At 68.1% G+C, this 17,067-nt stretch carries 14 protein-coding genes; 7 read left to right on the top strand and 7 right to left on the bottom strand.

Features of this window, described 5'->3' with window-relative positions; all coding sequences use genetic code 11:
- Nucleotides 1-18 precede the first annotated feature (18 nt).
- Nucleotides 19-1,443 carry a type I glutamate--ammonia ligase gene (glnA, locus tag ACTHNC_RS04485; protein ID WP_440293387.1) on the bottom strand — a complete coding sequence of 475 codons (1,425 nt, stop codon included), beginning with the start codon at nt 1,441-1,443 and terminating at the stop codon, nt 19-21.
- Between the two features lie 137 nt (nt 1,444-1,580).
- On the opposite strand from glnA, the gene ACTHNC_RS04480 reads away from it, so the two are divergent.
- Nucleotides 1,581-2,006: an RDD family protein gene (locus ACTHNC_RS04480; RefSeq protein WP_440293386.1), complete on the top strand. Its 426-nt coding sequence runs from the start codon at nt 1,581-1,583 to the stop codon at nt 2,004-2,006.
- 23 nt (nt 2,007-2,029) lie between these two features.
- Here the strand turns inward: ACTHNC_RS04480 and ACTHNC_RS04475 are convergent, their stop codons facing one another.
- The 3 genes from ACTHNC_RS04475 to lipB form a co-directional block, all read right to left on the bottom strand.
- Nucleotides 2,030-2,731 (bottom strand): DUF4191 domain-containing protein, encoded by a 702-nt coding sequence (locus ACTHNC_RS04475; RefSeq protein ID WP_440293385.1) that lies wholly within the window; start codon nt 2,729-2,731, stop codon nt 2,030-2,032.
- A gap of 62 nt (nt 2,732-2,793) precedes the next feature.
- The gene (gene lipA / locus ACTHNC_RS04470; protein ID WP_440293384.1) at nt 2,794-3,783 is read right to left on the bottom strand and encodes a lipoyl synthase; all 990 of its coding nucleotides are present in this window, start codon (nt 3,781-3,783) and stop codon (nt 2,794-2,796) included.
- A complete protein-coding gene (gene lipB / locus ACTHNC_RS04465) occupies nt 3,780-4,415 on the bottom strand; it encodes a lipoyl(octanoyl) transferase LipB (RefSeq protein ID WP_440293383.1) in 636 nt (211 codons plus the stop codon). The genes lipA and lipB overlap by 4 nt, the downstream gene beginning before the upstream one ends.
- A gap of 90 nt (nt 4,416-4,505) precedes the next feature.
- On the opposite strand from lipB, the gene ACTHNC_RS04460 reads away from it, so the two are divergent.
- Nucleotides 4,506-6,044: a protein kinase domain-containing protein gene (locus ACTHNC_RS04460; RefSeq protein WP_440293382.1), complete on the top strand. Its 1,539-nt coding sequence runs from the start codon at nt 4,506-4,508 to the stop codon at nt 6,042-6,044.
- Nucleotides 6,045-6,056: 12 nt separating this feature from the next.
- Here ACTHNC_RS04460 and sucB read toward each other — a convergent pair whose 3' ends face one another.
- The 3 genes from sucB to ACTHNC_RS04445 form a co-directional block, all read right to left on the bottom strand.
- A complete protein-coding gene (gene sucB / locus ACTHNC_RS04455; RefSeq protein WP_440293381.1) occupies nt 6,057-7,664 on the bottom strand; it encodes a 2-oxoglutarate dehydrogenase, E2 component, dihydrolipoamide succinyltransferase in 1,608 nt (535 codons plus the stop codon).
- 148 nt (nt 7,665-7,812) lie between these two features.
- Nucleotides 7,813-9,186 (bottom strand): dihydrolipoyl dehydrogenase, encoded by a 1,374-nt coding sequence (gene lpdA, locus ACTHNC_RS04450; protein WP_440293380.1) that lies wholly within the window; start codon nt 9,184-9,186, stop codon nt 7,813-7,815.
- A gap of 102 nt (nt 9,187-9,288) precedes the next feature.
- Nucleotides 9,289-10,866 carry a leucyl aminopeptidase gene (locus ACTHNC_RS04445; protein WP_440293379.1) on the bottom strand — a complete coding sequence of 526 codons (1,578 nt, stop codon included), beginning with the start codon at nt 10,864-10,866 and terminating at the stop codon, nt 9,289-9,291.
- 93 nt (nt 10,867-10,959) lie between these two features.
- Between ACTHNC_RS04445 and ACTHNC_RS04440 the strand changes: the two genes are divergently transcribed.
- The 5 genes from ACTHNC_RS04440 to ACTHNC_RS04420 all read left to right on the top strand — a co-directional run bounded on the left by ACTHNC_RS04440 (nt 10,960) and on the right by ACTHNC_RS04420 (nt 17,026).
- Nucleotides 10,960-11,877, top strand: a complete 918-nt coding sequence (locus ACTHNC_RS04440; protein WP_440293378.1) for a proteasome assembly chaperone family protein — start codon at nt 10,960-10,962, stop codon at nt 11,875-11,877.
- A 140-nt stretch (nt 11,878-12,017) separates the two neighbouring features.
- On the top strand, nt 12,018-13,268 hold the full coding sequence (locus ACTHNC_RS04435; protein WP_440293398.1) for an MFS transporter: 1,251 nt from the start codon (nt 12,018-12,020) through the stop codon (nt 13,266-13,268).
- A 335-nt stretch (nt 13,269-13,603) separates the two neighbouring features.
- Entirely contained in the window at nt 13,604-14,992 is a 1,389-nt protein-coding gene (locus ACTHNC_RS04430) for an RNA polymerase sigma factor (protein ID WP_440293377.1), read from the top strand.
- Nucleotides 14,993-14,999: 7 nt separating this feature from the next.
- Entirely contained in the window at nt 15,000-16,274 is a 1,275-nt protein-coding gene (locus ACTHNC_RS04425) for a MurT ligase domain-containing protein (RefSeq protein WP_440293376.1), read from the top strand.
- Entirely contained in the window at nt 16,271-17,026 is a 756-nt protein-coding gene (locus ACTHNC_RS04420) for a type 1 glutamine amidotransferase (protein ID WP_440293375.1), read from the top strand. Before ACTHNC_RS04425 ends, ACTHNC_RS04420 begins: the two co-directional genes overlap by 4 nt.
- Nucleotides 17,027-17,067: the final 41 nt, after the last annotated feature.

Below are 17,067 nucleotides of genomic sequence, written 5' to 3'. Positions count from 1 at the left end.
CTCCGAGCGGGCTCCGGATCAGACGCCGAAGTAGAGCTCGTACTCGAACGGGTGCGGACGGGCCGCGAGCGGCTTGATCTCCTTCTCCCGCTTGTAGTCGAGCCACGTCTCGATGACCTCGGGCGTGAAGACGTTGCCCGCGGTCAGGTAGTCGTGGTCCTCCTCGAGCGCGTCGAGCACCTTGTCGAGCGAGCCCGGCACCTGCGGGATGAGCTTCGCCTCCTCCGGGGGCAGCTCGTACAGGTCCTTGTCGACCGGCTCGTGCGGCTCGATGCGGTTCTGGATGCCGTCGATGCCGGCCATCAGCTGCGCTGCGAACGCCAGGTACGGGTTGCCGGAGGCGTCGGGCGCGCGGAACTCGATGCGCTTCGCCTTCGGGTTCGTGCCGGTGATCGGGATGCGGATGGCGGCGGAGCGGTTCCCCGCCGAGTACACCAGGTTGACCGGAGCCTCGAAGCCCGGAACCAGGCGGTGGTACGAGTTGACCGTCGGGTTCGTGAACGCCAGCACGCTCGCGGCGTGCTTGAGCAGACCGCCGATGTACCAGCGTGCGATGTCGGAGAGGCCGCCGTAGCCCGCCTCGTCGTAGAACAGCGGCTTGCCCTCGTTCCACAGCGACTGGTGCGTGTGCATGCCGGAGCCGTTGTCGCCGAACAGCGGCTTCGGCATGAACGTGGCGGTCTTGCCCCACTGTTCAGCCGTGTTCTTGACGATGTACTTGAACTTCAGGATGTCGTCGGCCGCGTGCACCATGGTGTCGAAGCGGTAGTTGATCTCCGCCTGGCCGCCGGTGCCGACCTCGTGGTGGGCGCGCTCGAGGATCAGGCCTGCGTCGATGAGCTTGAGCGAGATGTCGTCGCGCAGATCCGCCTGCTTGTCGACGGGGGAGACCGGGAAGTATCCGCCCTTGTACGGGGTCTTGTTGGCGAGGTTGCCGCCTTCTTCGGCACGACCGCTGTTCCAGGCCGCCTCCTCGGAGTCGACGAAGTGATACGCGGTGTTCTGCTTCACCTCGTAGCGCACGTCGTCGAAGATGTAGAACTCGGCCTCGGGGGCGAAGAACGCCGTGTCGGCGATGCCCGTCGATGCGAGGTACTTCTCTGCCTTCTTCGCGACCTGACGCGGGTCCTTGCCGTACACCTCGCCGTTGCGCGGGTTGAAGATGTCGAACACCATCACCAGCGTGCGCTCCGCCCGGAACGGGTCGACGTATGCCGTCGTCACGTCGGGGATGAGCTGCATGTCCGACTCGTGGATCGACGCGAACCCGCGGATCGAGGAGCCATCGAAGAGCTGCCCGACGGAGAAGAACTCCTCGTCGACGGTGGAGGCGGGAATGTTGAAGTGCTGCTGCACACCGGGGAGATCGGTGAACCGGATGTCGAGGAACTTGACGTCCGTGTCCTTGATGAACTTGAGCACCTCGGACGAATCACTGAACATGTGGTTTCTCCAAGAAGGTGACGGGAGTCGAATCGTGCTGCGCGAGCAGCCGGTGACAGGCTAGGGGGCGGCGGTTTCCCCACCGTATCGCGATTGTTTCGGGGATGTTACGCAGCCTGCGTCAGTAAGCTTGCCCGGTGCCCACCTCCACCACTCCGCGCCGATTCGGCGATCTCGCGCCCAGCCGCTACCCCGGAGAACGGCTCGGGCTTCCCGAGACGGGGTCGGGATCGATCGCCAGGCCGGGGCGACGCATCCTCGCCCTGATCGTCGACTGGGCGATCGCGAGCCTGCTCTCGTTCGCGTTCTTCCACTACGACAGCTGGGCGACACTGGGCATCTTCGCGCTGCTGCAGTACGTGTTCATCCCGACCATCGGTGGGAGCATCGGACACCGCGTCCTGGGCTTGCGCCTCGTCGCGTTGAACGGGACCTGGGTCGGGCTGTGGCGCCCGCTCGTGCGCACCGTGCTGCTCTGCGTCGTGATCCCGGCCGTCGTGTGGGACTCGGATCAGCGCGGGTTCCACGACAAGGTCGCGGGAACGGCGCTGCTGCGCGCGTGACCGACCCCGTTGGCCGGCGGTGATCAGCGAGCGCGCTGCGGGCGCACCTTCAACGGGTCGACGCCCTTCGGAATCGGCATCTGCGTTCCCAGTGAGCCGAGCCGGTTGTCGACGGCGAGCACCTCGGGCTTGGTCAGCGCGACCTTGATCTTCGCCATGCGGCCAGCGAGCTTGTGCAGCGGGACGGCGTCCGGATCCGGGCCCACGTTGAACACATTGATCGGCACGTTCGGCACGATGCGGGCGATCTTGCGCCGCTCGTCCTCCACCATCTTGCGGGTGCGCGTCGCCGGCCCCTCGCCGATCAACACGACGCCGCCGCGACCGACGGCACGGTACACCGCGTCGCGGGTGCGTCCGTTCACGGCCACCGGCATCTCGCTGCCACGCCAGGAGCGTTTCAGCGAGCTGCGCAGCACGGCCCCGACAGCACCTGGCTGGCCCTCGATCTGCGAATAGGCGGCACGTTCGGCCCGTCGGCCGAGCACGATGATGGCACCGAGAGCACCGAGGAGCACGCCCGCGACGATCCACAGCACGAGCGAGAACACGTTGCCGCCGGTGAGCGTGAGCGCGAGCACAACGCCGATCGCGGCACCCAGCAGCAGCGTGCCCAGCATGTACCACTGAGCGCGGGAGTCGTAGCGGCGGGTCATCTGGAAGACCTGCCACATCTGCTTGATGCGACCGGGTTCCTTCGTCGCTGCGGTGTCCTTGCGTGCCATGGTGTCCAGGATACCGGCTCAGCACGGCCCGGAATGCGGCCGACGGGGCCGGTTCGGCAACCTCAGCCGACCGCCCGAGCGAAGCCGAGCGAGGCATCCGCCAGTGCGTTCAGATGAGCAGGGATCTGGCGGCCCTTCGCCGTCATCGACTGCGCCCACAACCGGCCGGCGCGGTACGACGAGCGCACCAGTGGACCGGAGAGCACGCCGAGGAATCCGACCGCCTCCGCCTCCGCTTTGAGCTCGACGAACTCCTCGGGCTTGACCCACCGAGCGACCGGCAGGTGCCGCGGGCTCGGCCGGAGGTACTGCGTGATCGTCAGGATGTCCGTGCCCGCGTCGTGCAGGTGCCGCAGCGCGTCGCTCACTTCGCGGCGCTCCTCGCCCATGCCGAGGATGAGGTTGGACTTCGTGATCATCCCGGCGTCGCGCGCCTGCGTGATGACATCCAGCGACCGTTCGTAGCGGAACGCCGGCCGGATGCGCTTGAAGAGCCGCGGCACGGTCTCCACGTTGTGCGCGAACACCTCGGGTTCCGCGTCGAACACTCGGCGCAGGTGCTCCGGCCGTCCCGAGAAGTCCGGCACGAGGATCTCGACGCCGGTCCCTGGAGCCTGACGGTGGATCTCCCGGATCGTCTCCGCGTAGAGCCATGAGCCTTCATCCGCGAGGTCGTCCCTCGCCACGCCCGTCACCGTCGCGTAGCGCAGTCCCATGCGTGCCACCGTGTCGCCGACACGACGTGGCTCGTCCGCATCGAAGTCGGCGGGCTTGCCGGTGTCGATCTGGCAGAAGTCGCACCGCCTGGTGCATTGGCTTCCTCCGATGAGGAACGTGGCCTCCCGGTCCTCCCAACACTCATAGATGTTGGGGCAGCCGGCTTCCTGACAGACCGTGTGCAACCCCTCGGACTTCACCAGCCCCTGGAGCTGCGTGTACTCCGGTCCCATGCGAGCGCGGGTCTTGATCCACTCGGGCTTGCGCTCGATCGGCGTCTGGGCGTTGCGGGCCTCCAGGCGCAGCAGTCTGCGCCCGTCCGGCGCGGCGCTCACGCGGCGACCCCGATGACGGAGTCGAAGTGCGCGCGCACCAGGGGTGCCGCATCCTGCGGCGTCACGGTGCGGCCGAGTTCGCGGGAGATCGTCGTCACTCCGGCATCGCGGATGCCGCACGCCACAATGTGCTCGTACGGCTGCAGGTCGTTGCTGCAGTTGAGGGCGAACCCGTGCATGGTGACGCCGGAGGCGACGCGGATGCCGATGGCCGCGATCTTCGCGTCTGGGCCATCCGTCGAGACCCACACCCCGCTGCGGCCGTCGACGCGATGCCCGTCGACGCCGAGGTCGGCGAGCACGTCGATGAGCATGCCTTCCAGCCTCCGCACGTACCCGACCACGTCGATCGGCTCTTTCAGGCGCAGGATCGGATACCCGACGAGCTGTCCTGGACCATGCCAGGTGATCTTCCCGCCACGGTCCACATCGATGACCGGCGTGCCGTCCGCGGGACGTTCGTCCGGCTCGGTTCGTTTGCCGGCCGTGTACACGGACTCGTGCTCGAGAAGGATGACGGTGTCTGGCGCCCGCCCGTCGACGACGGCAGCGTGCACGGCACGTTGCTGGTCGAGAGCGTCGAGATACGGCACGGAGTTGGCGCTTAGCCCCGTGTCGACGTAGTCGATCACTCGTCGAGTCTATAGCGGCGTTGCGCTCTTCCTCCCCACCGTGCACACGCCGCCAGCGCCTCACAGAAGGCCGCGGCAAGGCGCGGGCGGATGCTCATCCGCGGCACGCTGGTGTTCATGGCAGGCAAGAGACGCAGGCACCGAGGCACCTCGCCCGAGACCACGATGGAGCGGGATCACGCCACCGCTGCCGTCTGGAGCGAGCTCGGCGGTTACCGCCTGCTGCGGACGGTCGGGCGCGGTGAGCACTGCGTCGCCTACCTCGCGTCCGGCGACGGCGGCCAGGTGGTCCTGAAGGCGTATGCGGATGATGTCGACCCGGCTCGGATCGCAAACGAGGTCGCCTGCCTCAGTGCCGTCGACTCTCCGCACGTGGTGGGGGTCATCGACGTCTCGCACGCACCCGACCGGCCGGTGTGCCTCGTGCTGGAACGGCTATCCGGGCGCACGCTCTCGGACTGGTTGCGGGACCGCCCGCTTCTCGACACCGGCGAGGTCGTCACAGCCGCCGTCTCGGTGCTCCGGGGGATACGAGCCGTCCACGCGGCGGGCTGGGTGCACGGGAACGTCGCGGCGACGAGCATCCGCTTCGACGAGAACGGATGCCCCGTGCTGCTCGGTTTCGGGTCCGTCGCCCACGCGACGCCGGCCGGCGTTGCCGCGGACTGGGACCGCTGCGCGATGATCGTGGACGGGATCCTCGCCCGCGCCGAGACGATCGAAGTCGACGAGGCGGAAGGCGTTCGTCGCGCGATCGGGCGGCTCCGCATCGAAGGTGTTGCCGAGGGCGGCGCGGTCAATGACGTCGAACGGGTGCTCTTCGCGCTCGGGCCGCCGGCGCCGCTCTCCATGGGACCGCTTGCTGTCGCCCTGACTGCGCGTCCGAAGGGGCCGGACGCGGCGGACGCGCCGAGCGTACCTCACCGCGACGAGACGTCTCGAACTCGAACCCCCGGCGACGAGCAACCCGGGCGGCCGCTTGGAGCGCGCGTCACCGGAGTGGAATCTATTCCTGTCAGGCACCGCGTCGCCGCGATCCTGGCGTCCGCTATGGAGCACGGCGTCATGCCTGCGGTCTCTAGATGGCTACGTCGCCTCCTAGCCGGTCGCAGAAGACCCGTGCTGATCGGTGCCGGGGGAGCCGTCGCCCTGACGCTCGTCGCGCTGCTCGCCCTGCCGAGCACGCCGGCCGGGCACGCAGAGGCACCCACGACCGGGCCCACGGTGCGAACGACGCGTGAAACGCGGTCGTCGGTTCCGTCTCCCGCACGGTCCGCCCCTCCGACACGACAAGCGACGGATCAGCGGCCGGCCGACGCCGACGACCCCGTGCACGCTGCGTTCCGTCTGCTCCAGGCCCGCCACACCTGTCTGGAGAGGGGTGATGACGGATGTCTCGCCGACGTCGACCAAGCCGACTCGCCGCTGTTCGCGGCCGACCGCTCGGTGATCGCCGGTGGACAGAAGGGACAGGAGGCGCCGGAGCTCGATCGGCTGACTCTGACGGAGACCATCGGCGACGCTGCAGTCGTCTCGGTGGCTCCGGCGGGCGAGACGACGAAGCCGGCTTCGGTCCTGCTGATCAAGACCGAAGCCGGCTGGCGTCTTCGTGCTCTGTTCGAAAGCTAGCTGCTGCCCGCCTCAGATACCGAGGTCGGAGTCGAACGCACCCTCTTCGAGACGGTTCTTCACCGCGACGAGGAACCGCGCGGCGTCCGCACCGTCGACGATGCGATGGTCGTACGACAGGGCGAGGTACACGGTCGAGCGGATCGCGATGGAATCGGTGCCGTCCGCCTGCACGACGACCGGCTTCTTCGAGACGATGCCGGTGCCGAGGATCGCCACCTGCGGCAGGAACACCAGCGGAGTGTCGAACAGTGCGCCACGCGACCCGGTGTTCGTCACGGTGAACGTTCCGCCGGCGAGCTCGTCGGGCTTCAGCTTGTTGTCGCGAGTGCGCTGTGCGAGGTCCGCGATCTGCTGCGAGAGCTGGGCGATGTTGAGGTCACTCGCGCTGCGAACGACCGGGGTGAGCAGACCGCGCTCGGTGTCCACCGCGATCGAGATGTTCTCGTGGTCCGGGTACACGATGTTCTCGCCGTCGACCGTCGCGTTGATGACGGGATACGCCTTGAGCGCTTCGGCAGCGGCCAGCGTGAAGAACGGCAGGAACGACAGCTTCGTGCCCGTGGCCTTCTCGAAGTCGGCCTTCACACGGTTCCGCAGCGCGGCGACCTTGGTGACGTCCACTTCGACCACCGTGGTGAGCTGTGCCGAGTTCTGCATCGACACGACGGCCCGGTCGGCGACCACCTTGCGCAGACGCGACATCGGCTGCACCGTTCCGCGCAGTGGGGAAGTCTCGAGCTTGGTGCTCGCGGCGGCGGCTGGTGCGGCCGAGACGCCGCTGCCCGCGCTCAGAATGTCTTCCTTGCGAATGCGCCCGCCCACTCCGGTGCCGGTCACGGTTGCGAGGTCCACGCCCTGCTCGTTGGCCAGCTTGCGCACGATCGGAGTGACGTAGCCGGAGCCCGCGTGCGAGCCGGATGCCTGAGGCGCGGGAGCAGCGGGAGCTGCCTGAGCTGCCGGTGCCGCGGGAGCGGCCGGTGCCGCGGGAGCGGCCGGTGCCGCGGGAGCGGCCGGGGCTGCGGCGGGAGGAGTGGCCGGTGCTGCAGCGGGGGCAGGTGCCTCGGCCGCAGGCGCGGTCTGCTGCTGCGGCGCCGGGGGCTGGTCGACGGGCGCGGGGGTGGGCGCCTGAGCCGGCGTCTCCGCCGCGGTCGACGGCACCTCGGCCTGCTCGGAGGCCTGCGGCTGCTGTGCCGGCTCCGGCGAGGGCTGCTCGGCCGAAGGCTGCTCAGCGGCCGGCTGCTGCTGCGGCGCGGCCTGCTCGGCGGCGGGCGCTGCGGGCTGCTCGGCGGGCGCGGCCTGCTGCTCTGCCGGGGCGGCCTGCTGCTGGGCCGGAGCCGCCTCTTCCTGAGCAGGGGCCGGAGCCTCTGCGCTCGCTCCAGAGCCATCTCCGATCGTCACGAGCGCGGTTCCGACCTCGACGGTCTCGTCCTCCTGCACGAGGATCTGCTCCACCACGCCGGCGACCGGCGACGGGATCTCGGTGTCGACCTTGTCGGTCGATACTTCGAGCAGGGGCTCGTCGACCTCGACGCGGTCGCCCACCTGCTTCAGCCAGCGGGTGACCGTGCCTTCCGTGACACTCTCACCGAGTGCCGGGAGGCTGACGGATTCGCTCATGAGTAAGTCTCCTTCAGGAATGCGATTCGTTACGAAAGCTTATTGCAGTGACTCGGCTGTGCCGCGGAATTATCGTGGCTGCGCCACTCACTGGCTCAATCGGGTCGGACACACGAGCAAGCTCGCGCGTCTCTCCCCTCAATCGCCTCTAGAGCGTGTGGAGCGGCTTCCCCGCCAGGTACAGGAACGCCTCGCCGAGCGACTCGTTCTGTGTCGGGTGCGCGTGGATGAACGGAGCGATGTCTTCGGGGTAGGCCTCCCAGTTCACCGCCAGCTGCGCCTCGCCGATGAGCTCGCCGACGCGCGCGCCGATCATGTGGACGCCGACCACGGGCCCGTCGTTGACCCGGACCACCTTGACGGATCCGCTCGTGCCGATGATCTCGCTCTTGCCGTTTCCGGCCAGGCTGTAGTCGTAGGAGGTGACGTTCTCCTTGCCGTACTCCGCCTCCGCCTTCGCCTGACTGAGGCCGATAGAGGCGACCTCCGGGTCGCAGTACGTGACCTTCGGGATGTTCACGTCGTCGACCACGATCGGGTTCAGGCCCGCGATCTCCTCGGCGACGAAGATGCCCTGCTGGAAGCCGCGGTGTGCCAGCTGCAAACCGGGAACGATGTCGCCGACGGCGTAGACGCCGTCGACCCCGGTGCGAAGTCGCTCGTCCGTGATCACGAATCCGCGATCGATCGTGATGCCGGCCTCTTCGTAACCAAGGCCCGCCGTCACCGGACCGCGGCCGACCGCGACGAGCAGGAGCTCGGCATCCACCGTGTCGCCGTTCTCGAGCGTCACGACGACGCCATCGTCGTTCTGCGTCACGCTCTGGAAGCGAACTCCGAGGCGGAAGTCGATGCCGCGCCTGCGGAACGCGCGCTCGAGAGACTTGCTGATCGACTCGTCCTCGTTGGGCACGAGGTGCGGGAGCGCCTCGATGATCGTGACGTCTGCACCGAACGACTTCCACACGCTCGCGAACTCGACGCCGATCACGCCGCCGCCCAGCACGGCGACCTTCTTCGGAACGAAGTCGAGCTGCAGTGCCTGCTCGCTCGTGATGACGCGGCCGCCGATCTCGAGACCGGGCAACGACCGGGAGTATGAGCCTGTGGCGAGGATCACGTACTTGCCGACGTACTCCACGTCGCCGACGCGCACGGTCTTCGGAGCGACGAGCCGGCCTTCGCCCTCGACCAGGGTGATGCCGCGTGCCTTGACGAGCCCCTGAAGTCCCTTGTACTTTTTGGCGACGATGCCTTCGCGGTACGTCGTCACCGCCTCTATATCGATGCCCTCGAGCACCGCCGTCACACCGAACTTGGCCGCCTCGCGCGTCGAGTCGGCGACCTCGGCCGAGTGCAGAAGCGCCTTCGTGGGGATGCATCCCCGGTGCAGGCAGGTCCCTCCGACCTTGTCCTTTTCAATCAGGGCGACGGAGAAGCCGAGTTCGCTCGCGCGCAATGCCGCCGCGTAGCCTCCGCTCCCGCCTCCCAGAACAACGATGTCGAAGTTCTGCTCAGACACCCATTCACTCCTCGGGTCGGGATGGTGAACGGCACCCTGCGAGCATGTGTGTCGGTTGCAAGGCGCCGTCGTTCGGCAGGCGTTCCTGCCCATACGACCCTACTACCGAGCCGAGAACTCTTCGGTCAGCGTGATCAGGGTACGAACCAGCACGCCGGTGGCTCCCTTGGGCGTGTAACCGTACGGTGCGCCGTCGTTCTGAGCGGACCCCGCGATGTCCAGGTGCGCCCACGGCACGGTCGCCGCGTCGGGCTCGTCGGACGACCTGCCCACGAACTCACGCAGGAAGACCCCCGCAAGCAACATGCCTGCGGCAGTGTTCCCTGGCGTCGCGTTCGTCAGGTCCGCCACCTCCGACCGCAAGCGGGCCCGAAGCTCCGACGGCAGCGGCATCGGCCAGACGAGCTCACCGGCCCGCTCGGCGGCATCCGTCACCTGCTTCACGAGGCCGTCGTCGCCCATCGCCGCCGAGTACCTGGTGCCGAGCGCGACCATCTGCGCGCCGGTCAGTGTCGCGATGTCGACGACGGCATCCGGATGCTCCTCGGTCGCCGCCCGCAGGCCGTCGGCGAGTACGAGCCGGCCCTCGGCATCCGTGTTGAGCACCTCGACGCGAGTGCCGCCTCGGATCGTCAGCACGTCGTTCGGCCGGATGGCCGATCCGGACGGCATGTTTTCCGCGATGCACATCCAGCCAGTGACTCGCACCGGCAGCCGCAGCCTGGCGGCCGCGATCACCACGGCGAGCACGGATGCCGCGCCCGCCATGTCGTACTTCATGCCGACCATCGAGGTGGGCGGCTTGAGGGAGAGCCCACCGGTGTCGAACGTGATGCCCTTGCCCACGAACGCGATGTGTCCGGCCGCGGCGTCGGGAGCGTAGTCGAGGCGCACCAGACGTGGCGGACGAGTCGAGCCGCTGCCGACACCGAGGATGCCGCCGAAGCCGTCGTCGGCGAGCTCCGTCTCGGTCCAGACGCGCACCTCGATGGGAAGGCCGCAGGCGGCCTCGACCGCCGCCTGGGCGAGCGCGTCAGGGCTCTGCGCCGACGGGGGAGTGTTGACGAGCTCCCTGGTCAGATGCACCGATTGGGCCAGCACAGTCGCCCGTTCGACGAGCGCTTCGGATGCCTGCGAGGACCCGACGACGACGATCTTCGACGCCGGGGAGCGGTCGTCGTCGCCGCGCGGCCGCCCCTCGTACACGTAGCCGCCGAGCGCGGCGCCCTCGAGCAGGGCCGCGAGGCGGCGGTCCGCTTCCCCCGTCCCGTCTGCAGCGGATGCGGTCTCATCCTGAGCACCTGATCCCACGTCCGGCGCCTCGATGATGAGCCGCCGGTCTCCGGCAGACAGCCGAGCCGCCGTGCCGGCCGCCGCGCGCAGCGCGCTCGCCGTCACATCGGAGCCCAGGCCCACGAGAGCGACGGGCAGCTCGTCGACCACGCCGGACGGGACTCGCACCAGCTGATCCGGCGCTCCTGTGACCTTCAGCTGACCGAGCAGCTCCCGGTGTCCGTCATGTCCGAGCAGCTCAGGTCCGTCCTTGCCTGCCCGCACGAAGAGCACGAGAACGTCGCCCCCCGCGGCCGCCGGCCGCTCATCGGCGAGGTGGAGCTCGAAGGTCGAGGACGGAAGAGAGGACGAACGGGACGAGGACCCCGCTGTGCTGGACGAAGACATGGAACGAATCGTACGGGCGATGCAGTTCGCGTGTTCGCTGTGGGTTGCGAGACCCGCCCGGCTGGTCGGGACCCGCTGGCTAGCATGGATTTCATGCAGGATCCGCGTGAGCTCTACGACGTCCGGACGGCGCTCGACACCGTGCCGACCGGGCTCTATCTGGTCGCGGCCCTCACCGGCTTCGCCGACGCCGGTGGCGCGGTCTCGCAGCTGAACTCCTACCTGCTCGAAACGCTCGACTCCGAGGAGATCGCACGGTTCGACTCCGATGCGCTGCTGGACTACCGCGCACGACGCCCGATCATCACGTTCGAGGAGGATCACCTCACGGACTACCGGCCGGCGCAGCTGAGCCTCTACCTCATGCGCGACGAGGTCGGCCAGCAGTTCCTGCTCCTCACCGGGTACGAGCCGGACTTCCAGTGGGAGCGGTTCAGCAGCGCCGTGCTCGACCTCGTGTCGCTCCTCAAGGTGCGCTCCACGATCTGGGTGCACTCGATTCCGATGCCGGTCCCGCACACGCGTCCCATCGGAGTGACGGTGAGCGGCAATCGCGAAGGCCTGGCCGACGCGATGTCCGTGTGGCGTCCGACGACGCAGGCACCCGCCACGGCGATGCACCTGATCGAATACCGACTGCAGGAGGTCGGCGCCTCCACGATCGGGTTCGTTCTGCTCGTTCCGCACTATCTCGGAGACACCGAGTACCCGGCCGCGGCCGTAGCCGCGATCTCGAACATCAGCTCGGCGACCGGTCTGATCTTCCCGACCGACAAGCTACGGGAGGACGACCGGGAGTTCGTCGCGAACATCGATGAGCAGGTCGCCGGCAACCCGGAGCTGGAGCGTCTCGTCGGCGCACTCGAACAGCGTCACGACGCGTACATGCAGGACAGCCCGCTGAAGTCGCCGCTCACCCATGTCGACGGTGCTCTGCCGTCGGCCGACGAGATCGCGGCGGAACTGGAGAACTTCCTCGCGTATCGCCGCCGGGGCGACGAGGACTCCTGACCGAAGTCCTCGCACATCGCAGCCGGTAGGCTGGAAGGCGCTCGTTTCGCCGATCGGATCCCTGCTTGCCCTCCTCTTCGCCATCCCGCGCCCAGCCGTGGCGCGCTTGGCTGATCTGGGGCATCGGCGTCACGGCATACATGCTCTCCGTCGCCAACCGCACCTCGCTGGCGGCCGTCGGCACGGATGCCGCGCACCGGTTCTCGGCCGACGCTTCGACGTTGTCGATGTTCGCCGTTCTGCAGTTGGCCGTTTACGGTGCCATGCAGCTGCCCATCGGCATCCTCCTCGACCGTCTCGGCAGCCGCCCGATCATCACGGCCGGCATGGTGCTGATGGCCGTCGGACAGCTCCTCATGGCGCTCTCGCCCAACGTGGGAATCGCCATCCTCGCGCGCATGGTGATCGGCGCGGGCGACGCCGCCGTGTTCCCCAGCGTGGTGCGACTCGTGGCCACCTGGTTCCCGGCGCAACGCAACTCACTGATGGTGCAGCTGACCGGCCTCGTCGGCCTCTCCGGCCAGCTGCTCGCGCTCATCCCGCTCGCTGCACTCGTTCACGCGACGACCTGGTCGATCGCCTTCGGCTCCGTCGCAGGGCTCTGCCTCCTGTTCGCGGTGCTCGTGTTCGCGATCATCCGCAACCACCCGCCGGACGTCGCCGGCGACGTGTCGGTCGACACCCGAACAGGGGCGATCCGCGTCGTCACGTCTGCAGCGGACACCCGTGTCGGCTTCCGCGCGGCGTGGTCGCACCCCGGCACCCGACTGGCGTTCTGGTCACACTTCACCACGGCTTTCGCCGGGAACGCGTTCATCCTGCTCTGGGGCGTCCCTTTCCTCACGGCGGGCGAGGGCCTCAGCGCCCCGGTGGCCGCGGGCGTGACAACGGTCTACGTCGTCGTGGGCATGGTGCTCGGCCCCGTGCTCGGAACGCTCTCCGGTCGGCTGCCGAACTCGCGCTCCCGGGCGCTCGTGCTGCCGTCCGTCATCTCTCAGCTCGTGGTGTGGCTGGTCGTGATCGCGTGGCCCACGCCTGCTCCGGTCTGGCTGCTGGTCCTTCTGGCCATCGCCGTCGGCTCAGGCGGCCCCGCATCGATGATCGCGTTCGACCACGCCCGCACATTCAATCCCGGTCACCGCCTCAGCACGGCCACCGGTATCACGAACACGGGAGCGTTCCTCGCCGGACTCATCGCGATCTTCCTGATCGGAGCGGCGCTGGACCTGCAAGGGGCCGGAACTCCCTCGACGTACAGCCTCGACGCGTTCCGCATCGCCTTCCTGACCCAGGTGCCGCTCTGGCTCATCGGCATCTTCTTCATCGTGCGCGAGCGCAAGCACACCCGCATCCACATCGGCATGGATCAGCCCAAGACCCGCCGGCGCTGAAGCATGCCACTACGAGTGGGCCGGCCCTTTAAGGGAATAGAAGGGGATGGCCGAAGGTTGCATTGGATGCGCGAAGGAACCTTCATCGTCGCTGAGTGTTGCCGGACGGTCACGTCTCAAGCGACGCCGAACGGTTCGTAATCGTGCAATAATCGATGATTGGACCCGTTCATCTTCGGACAGCACCACTTGCACGATCGGCCAGCGGCCGGTCGACGAGCAGTGCGGATCGTCTCCGGACTTGACATGGGTCCTCATAGTGTCCGCAAGCGACCCGCACCCCCTCGAACAGCACTGTCCTGCGTGCCGCACGAGAGGGCTGGAAGGTGAACTCCATGGCAGCCAAAACCGCTGACACCCGTACGGTAGAGGAGCCCACGACCACGACCGCCGCCAAGACGGCCAAGGCCGCGACGCCTAAGACGGCGTCCGCCAAGACCACGGCATCCAAGTCCAAGACCACGGCGAGGGCTTCCGCCTCGAAGTCCTCCGCCAAGAGCAAGGCATCGCCCGCGAAGGCATCGAGCAAGGCCTCACCGGCGAAGGCCGCCGACGAAGACGAGCTCGATGAGGAAGAGCCCGACGACGTCGAGCCTTCTGAGCTGGATGACAACGAGGTCGTCGACGACTCGGCTGATGTCGAGACGACCGACGACGCATCCGAGGACTCCGCCGAGGACACGACCAAGCCAGAGGCCGCCGCCGAGACGAACGACGACTCGGGCGAGGCGCTGCCCACCGGCGCCATCGTGCTTCGCGCAGCCGACGAGGAAGACGACATCCCCGTCTATTCCGCGCAGATCACCGGTGCGACGGCCGACCCGGTCAAGGACTACCTGAAGCAGATCGGAAAGGTAGCGCTGCTGAATGCGGCCGAAGAGGTCGAGCTGGCGATGCGCATCGAGGCTGGCCTGTTCGCCGAGGAGAAGCTCGGCGCGATGACCGACCAGGAGAAGCGGTCCCAGCTGGGCCGTGACCTCGGCTGGGTCGCCCGTGACGGTCAGCGTGCGAAGAGCCACCTGCTGGGCGCGAACCTGCGCCTCGTGGTGTCGCTGGCCAAGCGTTACACGGGTCGCGGAATGCAGTTCCTCGACCTGATCCAGGAGGGCAACCTCGGCCTCATCCGTGCCGTCGAGAAGTTCGACTACACCAAGGGCTTCAAGTTCTCCACATACGCCACCTGGTGGATCCGCCAGGCGATCACCCGTGCGATGGCCGACCAGGCCCGCACCATCCGCATCCCGGTGCACATGGTCGAGGTCATCAACAAGCTCGCCCGCGTGCAGCGCCAGATGCTCCAGGACCTCGGTCGCGAACCCACTCCTGAGGAGCTCTCCAAGGAGCTCGACATGACCCCGGAGAAGGTCATCGAGGTGCAGAAGTACGGCCGGGAGCCGATCTCGCTTCACACCCCGCTCGGCGAGGACGGCGACAGCGAGTTCGGCGACCTCATCGAGGACACCGAGGCGGTCGTGCCGGCGGATGCCGTCGGCTTCACCATGCTGCAGAAGCAGCTGGAGAGCCTGCTCGACTCGCTCTCCGAGCGTGAGGCCGGGGTGATCCGCATGCGATTCGGGCTCGGCGACGGAATGCCCAAGACGCTCGACCAGATCGGAGACACGTTCGGGGTGACGCGCGAGCGCATCCGCCAGATCGAGTCGAAGACCATGGCCAAGCTCCGGCACCCGTCGCGGTCCCAGTCGTTGCGCGACTACCTCGAGTAGGCCGCGCGTGAGGCGATTCTTCGCGATCCTGCTCGGCCGCCTCGCGCGGTTCGCCACACGGTTGAGGGGCGGCGGCTCCGCCTTCCCCGGGTACCTCGTGCGCAAGGTGTGGCCCCGCTTCATCGAGGACGTCTCTGCGCAGTGGGGCCACGGCGTCGTCTTCGTGCTCGGCTCCAACGGCAAGTCCACGACCACGCACATGGTCTCGGAGCTGCTGCGCGCGCACGGCCTCCGAGTGTTCACGAACCCCAGTGGGGCGAACCTTCCGCAGGGCATCGCCTCGGCGATGCTCTCGGAGGTGACCCTTGCCGGCAAACTGCCGGCCGACGTCGCGGTGCTCGAGGTGGACGAGGCATTCGCCGTCGACCTGGCGCGACTGCTCAGTCCCCGCACGGTTCTCATGCTGAACTGCCAGGTCGACCAGCTGTACCGCTTCTACGAGACCGAGCGCGTCGCTGACATGATGCTGGATGCCTCGGTGCTGGCCAGCGAGCACATCGTCACGAACCGGGAAGACCCGCTGCTGAGTCAGGTGCAGAGCCGCCTCGGTTCGAAGTCCGTGCCCGACGTGTCGTACTTCGGGGCATCCGACTCCGTGCTCGCTGCCAGCAAGCACGGCCTCCTGAACGCACCGGACTTCCGTGACGGCGCGGAGGCCGCCAGGCCGGCCGCACTCGGCGAGGTGCGGTCGTTCGGCGGACGCGAGGCGACCATCGCCGTGGGTGGCGACGTGGTCTCGGTCGAGCTGCCGGCGCGCGGACTGCACTATGCGGTCGACGCGGCAGCGGCATCCGCGACGGCGCGCCTCGTGCTGGGCGACGAGTTCGACACGAAGCGCGTCGTGCAGGCGTTCGGCAGCATGCGGCCGGCATACGGCAGGGGAGAGGTCATTCCGTTCGGCGACGAGTCGGTCGAGTTCGTCATGTTCAAGAACGGACCGAGCCTTCAGCTCAACCTCGACTCGCTGAGCACGCCGCCGCAGCAGGTCATGTTCGCCCTCGACGAGGGAACGCCCGACATCTCGTGGATCTACGACGTCGACTTCGACGCACTCGATCACGTGGACGTTGTCACTGGCGAGAAGTCGTGGCAGGTCGCGTTGCGGCTCGCCTACGCCGGCGTCCCGGTCACGACCGTCGAGCCGGACCTCGAGAAGGCGATCGAACTCATGCGCGCCCTTCCCGCTCCGGAACACGACCGAAAGCTGTGGTTCGTGAACTACGAGCAGATGATGCTGGCGCGCAAATACCTCGGATTCCCGGACCTGGAGACTCGCCTGTGACGCACGATGCCGCCGGAGTGCGGATTCTTCAGCTGTACCCCGACGAGCTCGGCGTGACCGGCGATGCGGGCAATGTCGATGTGCTCCGAACTCGTCTGGAGCGATCGGGCGTGCCGGTCACCGTCGAGGAGCACCGCCCGGGATCCGCGCTGGGTGCCGAGCCCGACCTGGTCGTGATCGGCAACGGCCCGTTGTCGGCGCTGCGGCGCGTGAATGCGGACGCCCTCTCGCAGCGCGCGACGCTGTCCCAGTGGGCGGAGCGCGTTCCGTTCTTCGCGGTCGGGGCCGGTCTCGAACTGCTCTGCGCCCGCATCGAAGACCGCACCGGCTCGCTCGACGGTCTCGGGCTCCTACCCGTGACCGCGCACCGCGGACGTGCACGCCGGGTCGGGTATGCGATAGCAGAGACCGCTGGCGGCGACGGGACGAAACGGCAAGTGATCGGATTCGAGGACCAGGCCACGGAGTTGTCCGGCGTGGCCCGGCCGTTCGTCACGATCCTTCGCGACGTGACGGGGACGGTGTCGCGTCCTGACGGGGTCCAGACCGCGACGATCACGGGAACGCTGCTCCAGGGCCCCTTGCTTCCGCTCAACCCCTGGCTCGCGGATTGTCTCGCGGCGGCCGCCGCCCGACACGCGCGGATCACCTACACGCCGGATGCCTCGCTGGCGGAGTTCGACCGGCTCGCCGAGCGGGCGACCGAACGCATGCGAGCCCACGTATCGTCGGTGTTCACCACGATTCAGTGACCCGGACGCTCCTGTGAGGATCCGTCCGGTGAAGCGGGGAG

This window comes from Humibacter sp., from assembly GCF_051954055.1.
Classification (GTDB): domain Bacteria; phylum Actinomycetota; class Actinomycetes; order Actinomycetales; family Microbacteriaceae; genus Humibacter.
Note: the sequence above shows the minus strand (reverse complement) of the source record. Positions and strands in the feature narration are given on the sequence as shown.

Coding starts and splice junctions, on each gene's coding strand:
- glnA (WP_440293387.1), bottom strand. CDS start 1,443: ATGTTCAGTGATTCGTCCGAGGTGCTCAAGTTCATCAAGGACACGGAC.
- ACTHNC_RS04475 (WP_440293385.1), bottom strand. CDS start 2,731: ATGGCACGCAAGGACACCGCAGCGACGAAGGAACCCGGTCGCATCAAG.
- ACTHNC_RS04460 (WP_440293382.1), top strand. CDS start 4,506: ATGCTCATCCGCGGCACGCTGGTGTTCATGGCAGGCAAGAGACGCAGG.
- sucB (WP_440293381.1), bottom strand. CDS start 7,664: ATGAGCGAATCCGTCAGCCTCCCGGCACTCGGTGAGAGTGTCACGGAA.
- ACTHNC_RS04445 (WP_440293379.1), bottom strand. CDS start 10,866: ATGTCTTCGTCCAGCACAGCGGGGTCCTCGTCCCGTTCGTCCTCTCTT.
- ACTHNC_RS04440 (WP_440293378.1), top strand. CDS start 10,960: ATGCAGGATCCGCGTGAGCTCTACGACGTCCGGACGGCGCTCGACACC.
- ACTHNC_RS04435 (WP_440293398.1), top strand. CDS start 12,018: ATGCTCTCCGTCGCCAACCGCACCTCGCTGGCGGCCGTCGGCACGGAT.
- ACTHNC_RS04430 (WP_440293377.1), top strand. CDS start 13,604: ATGGCAGCCAAAACCGCTGACACCCGTACGGTAGAGGAGCCCACGACC.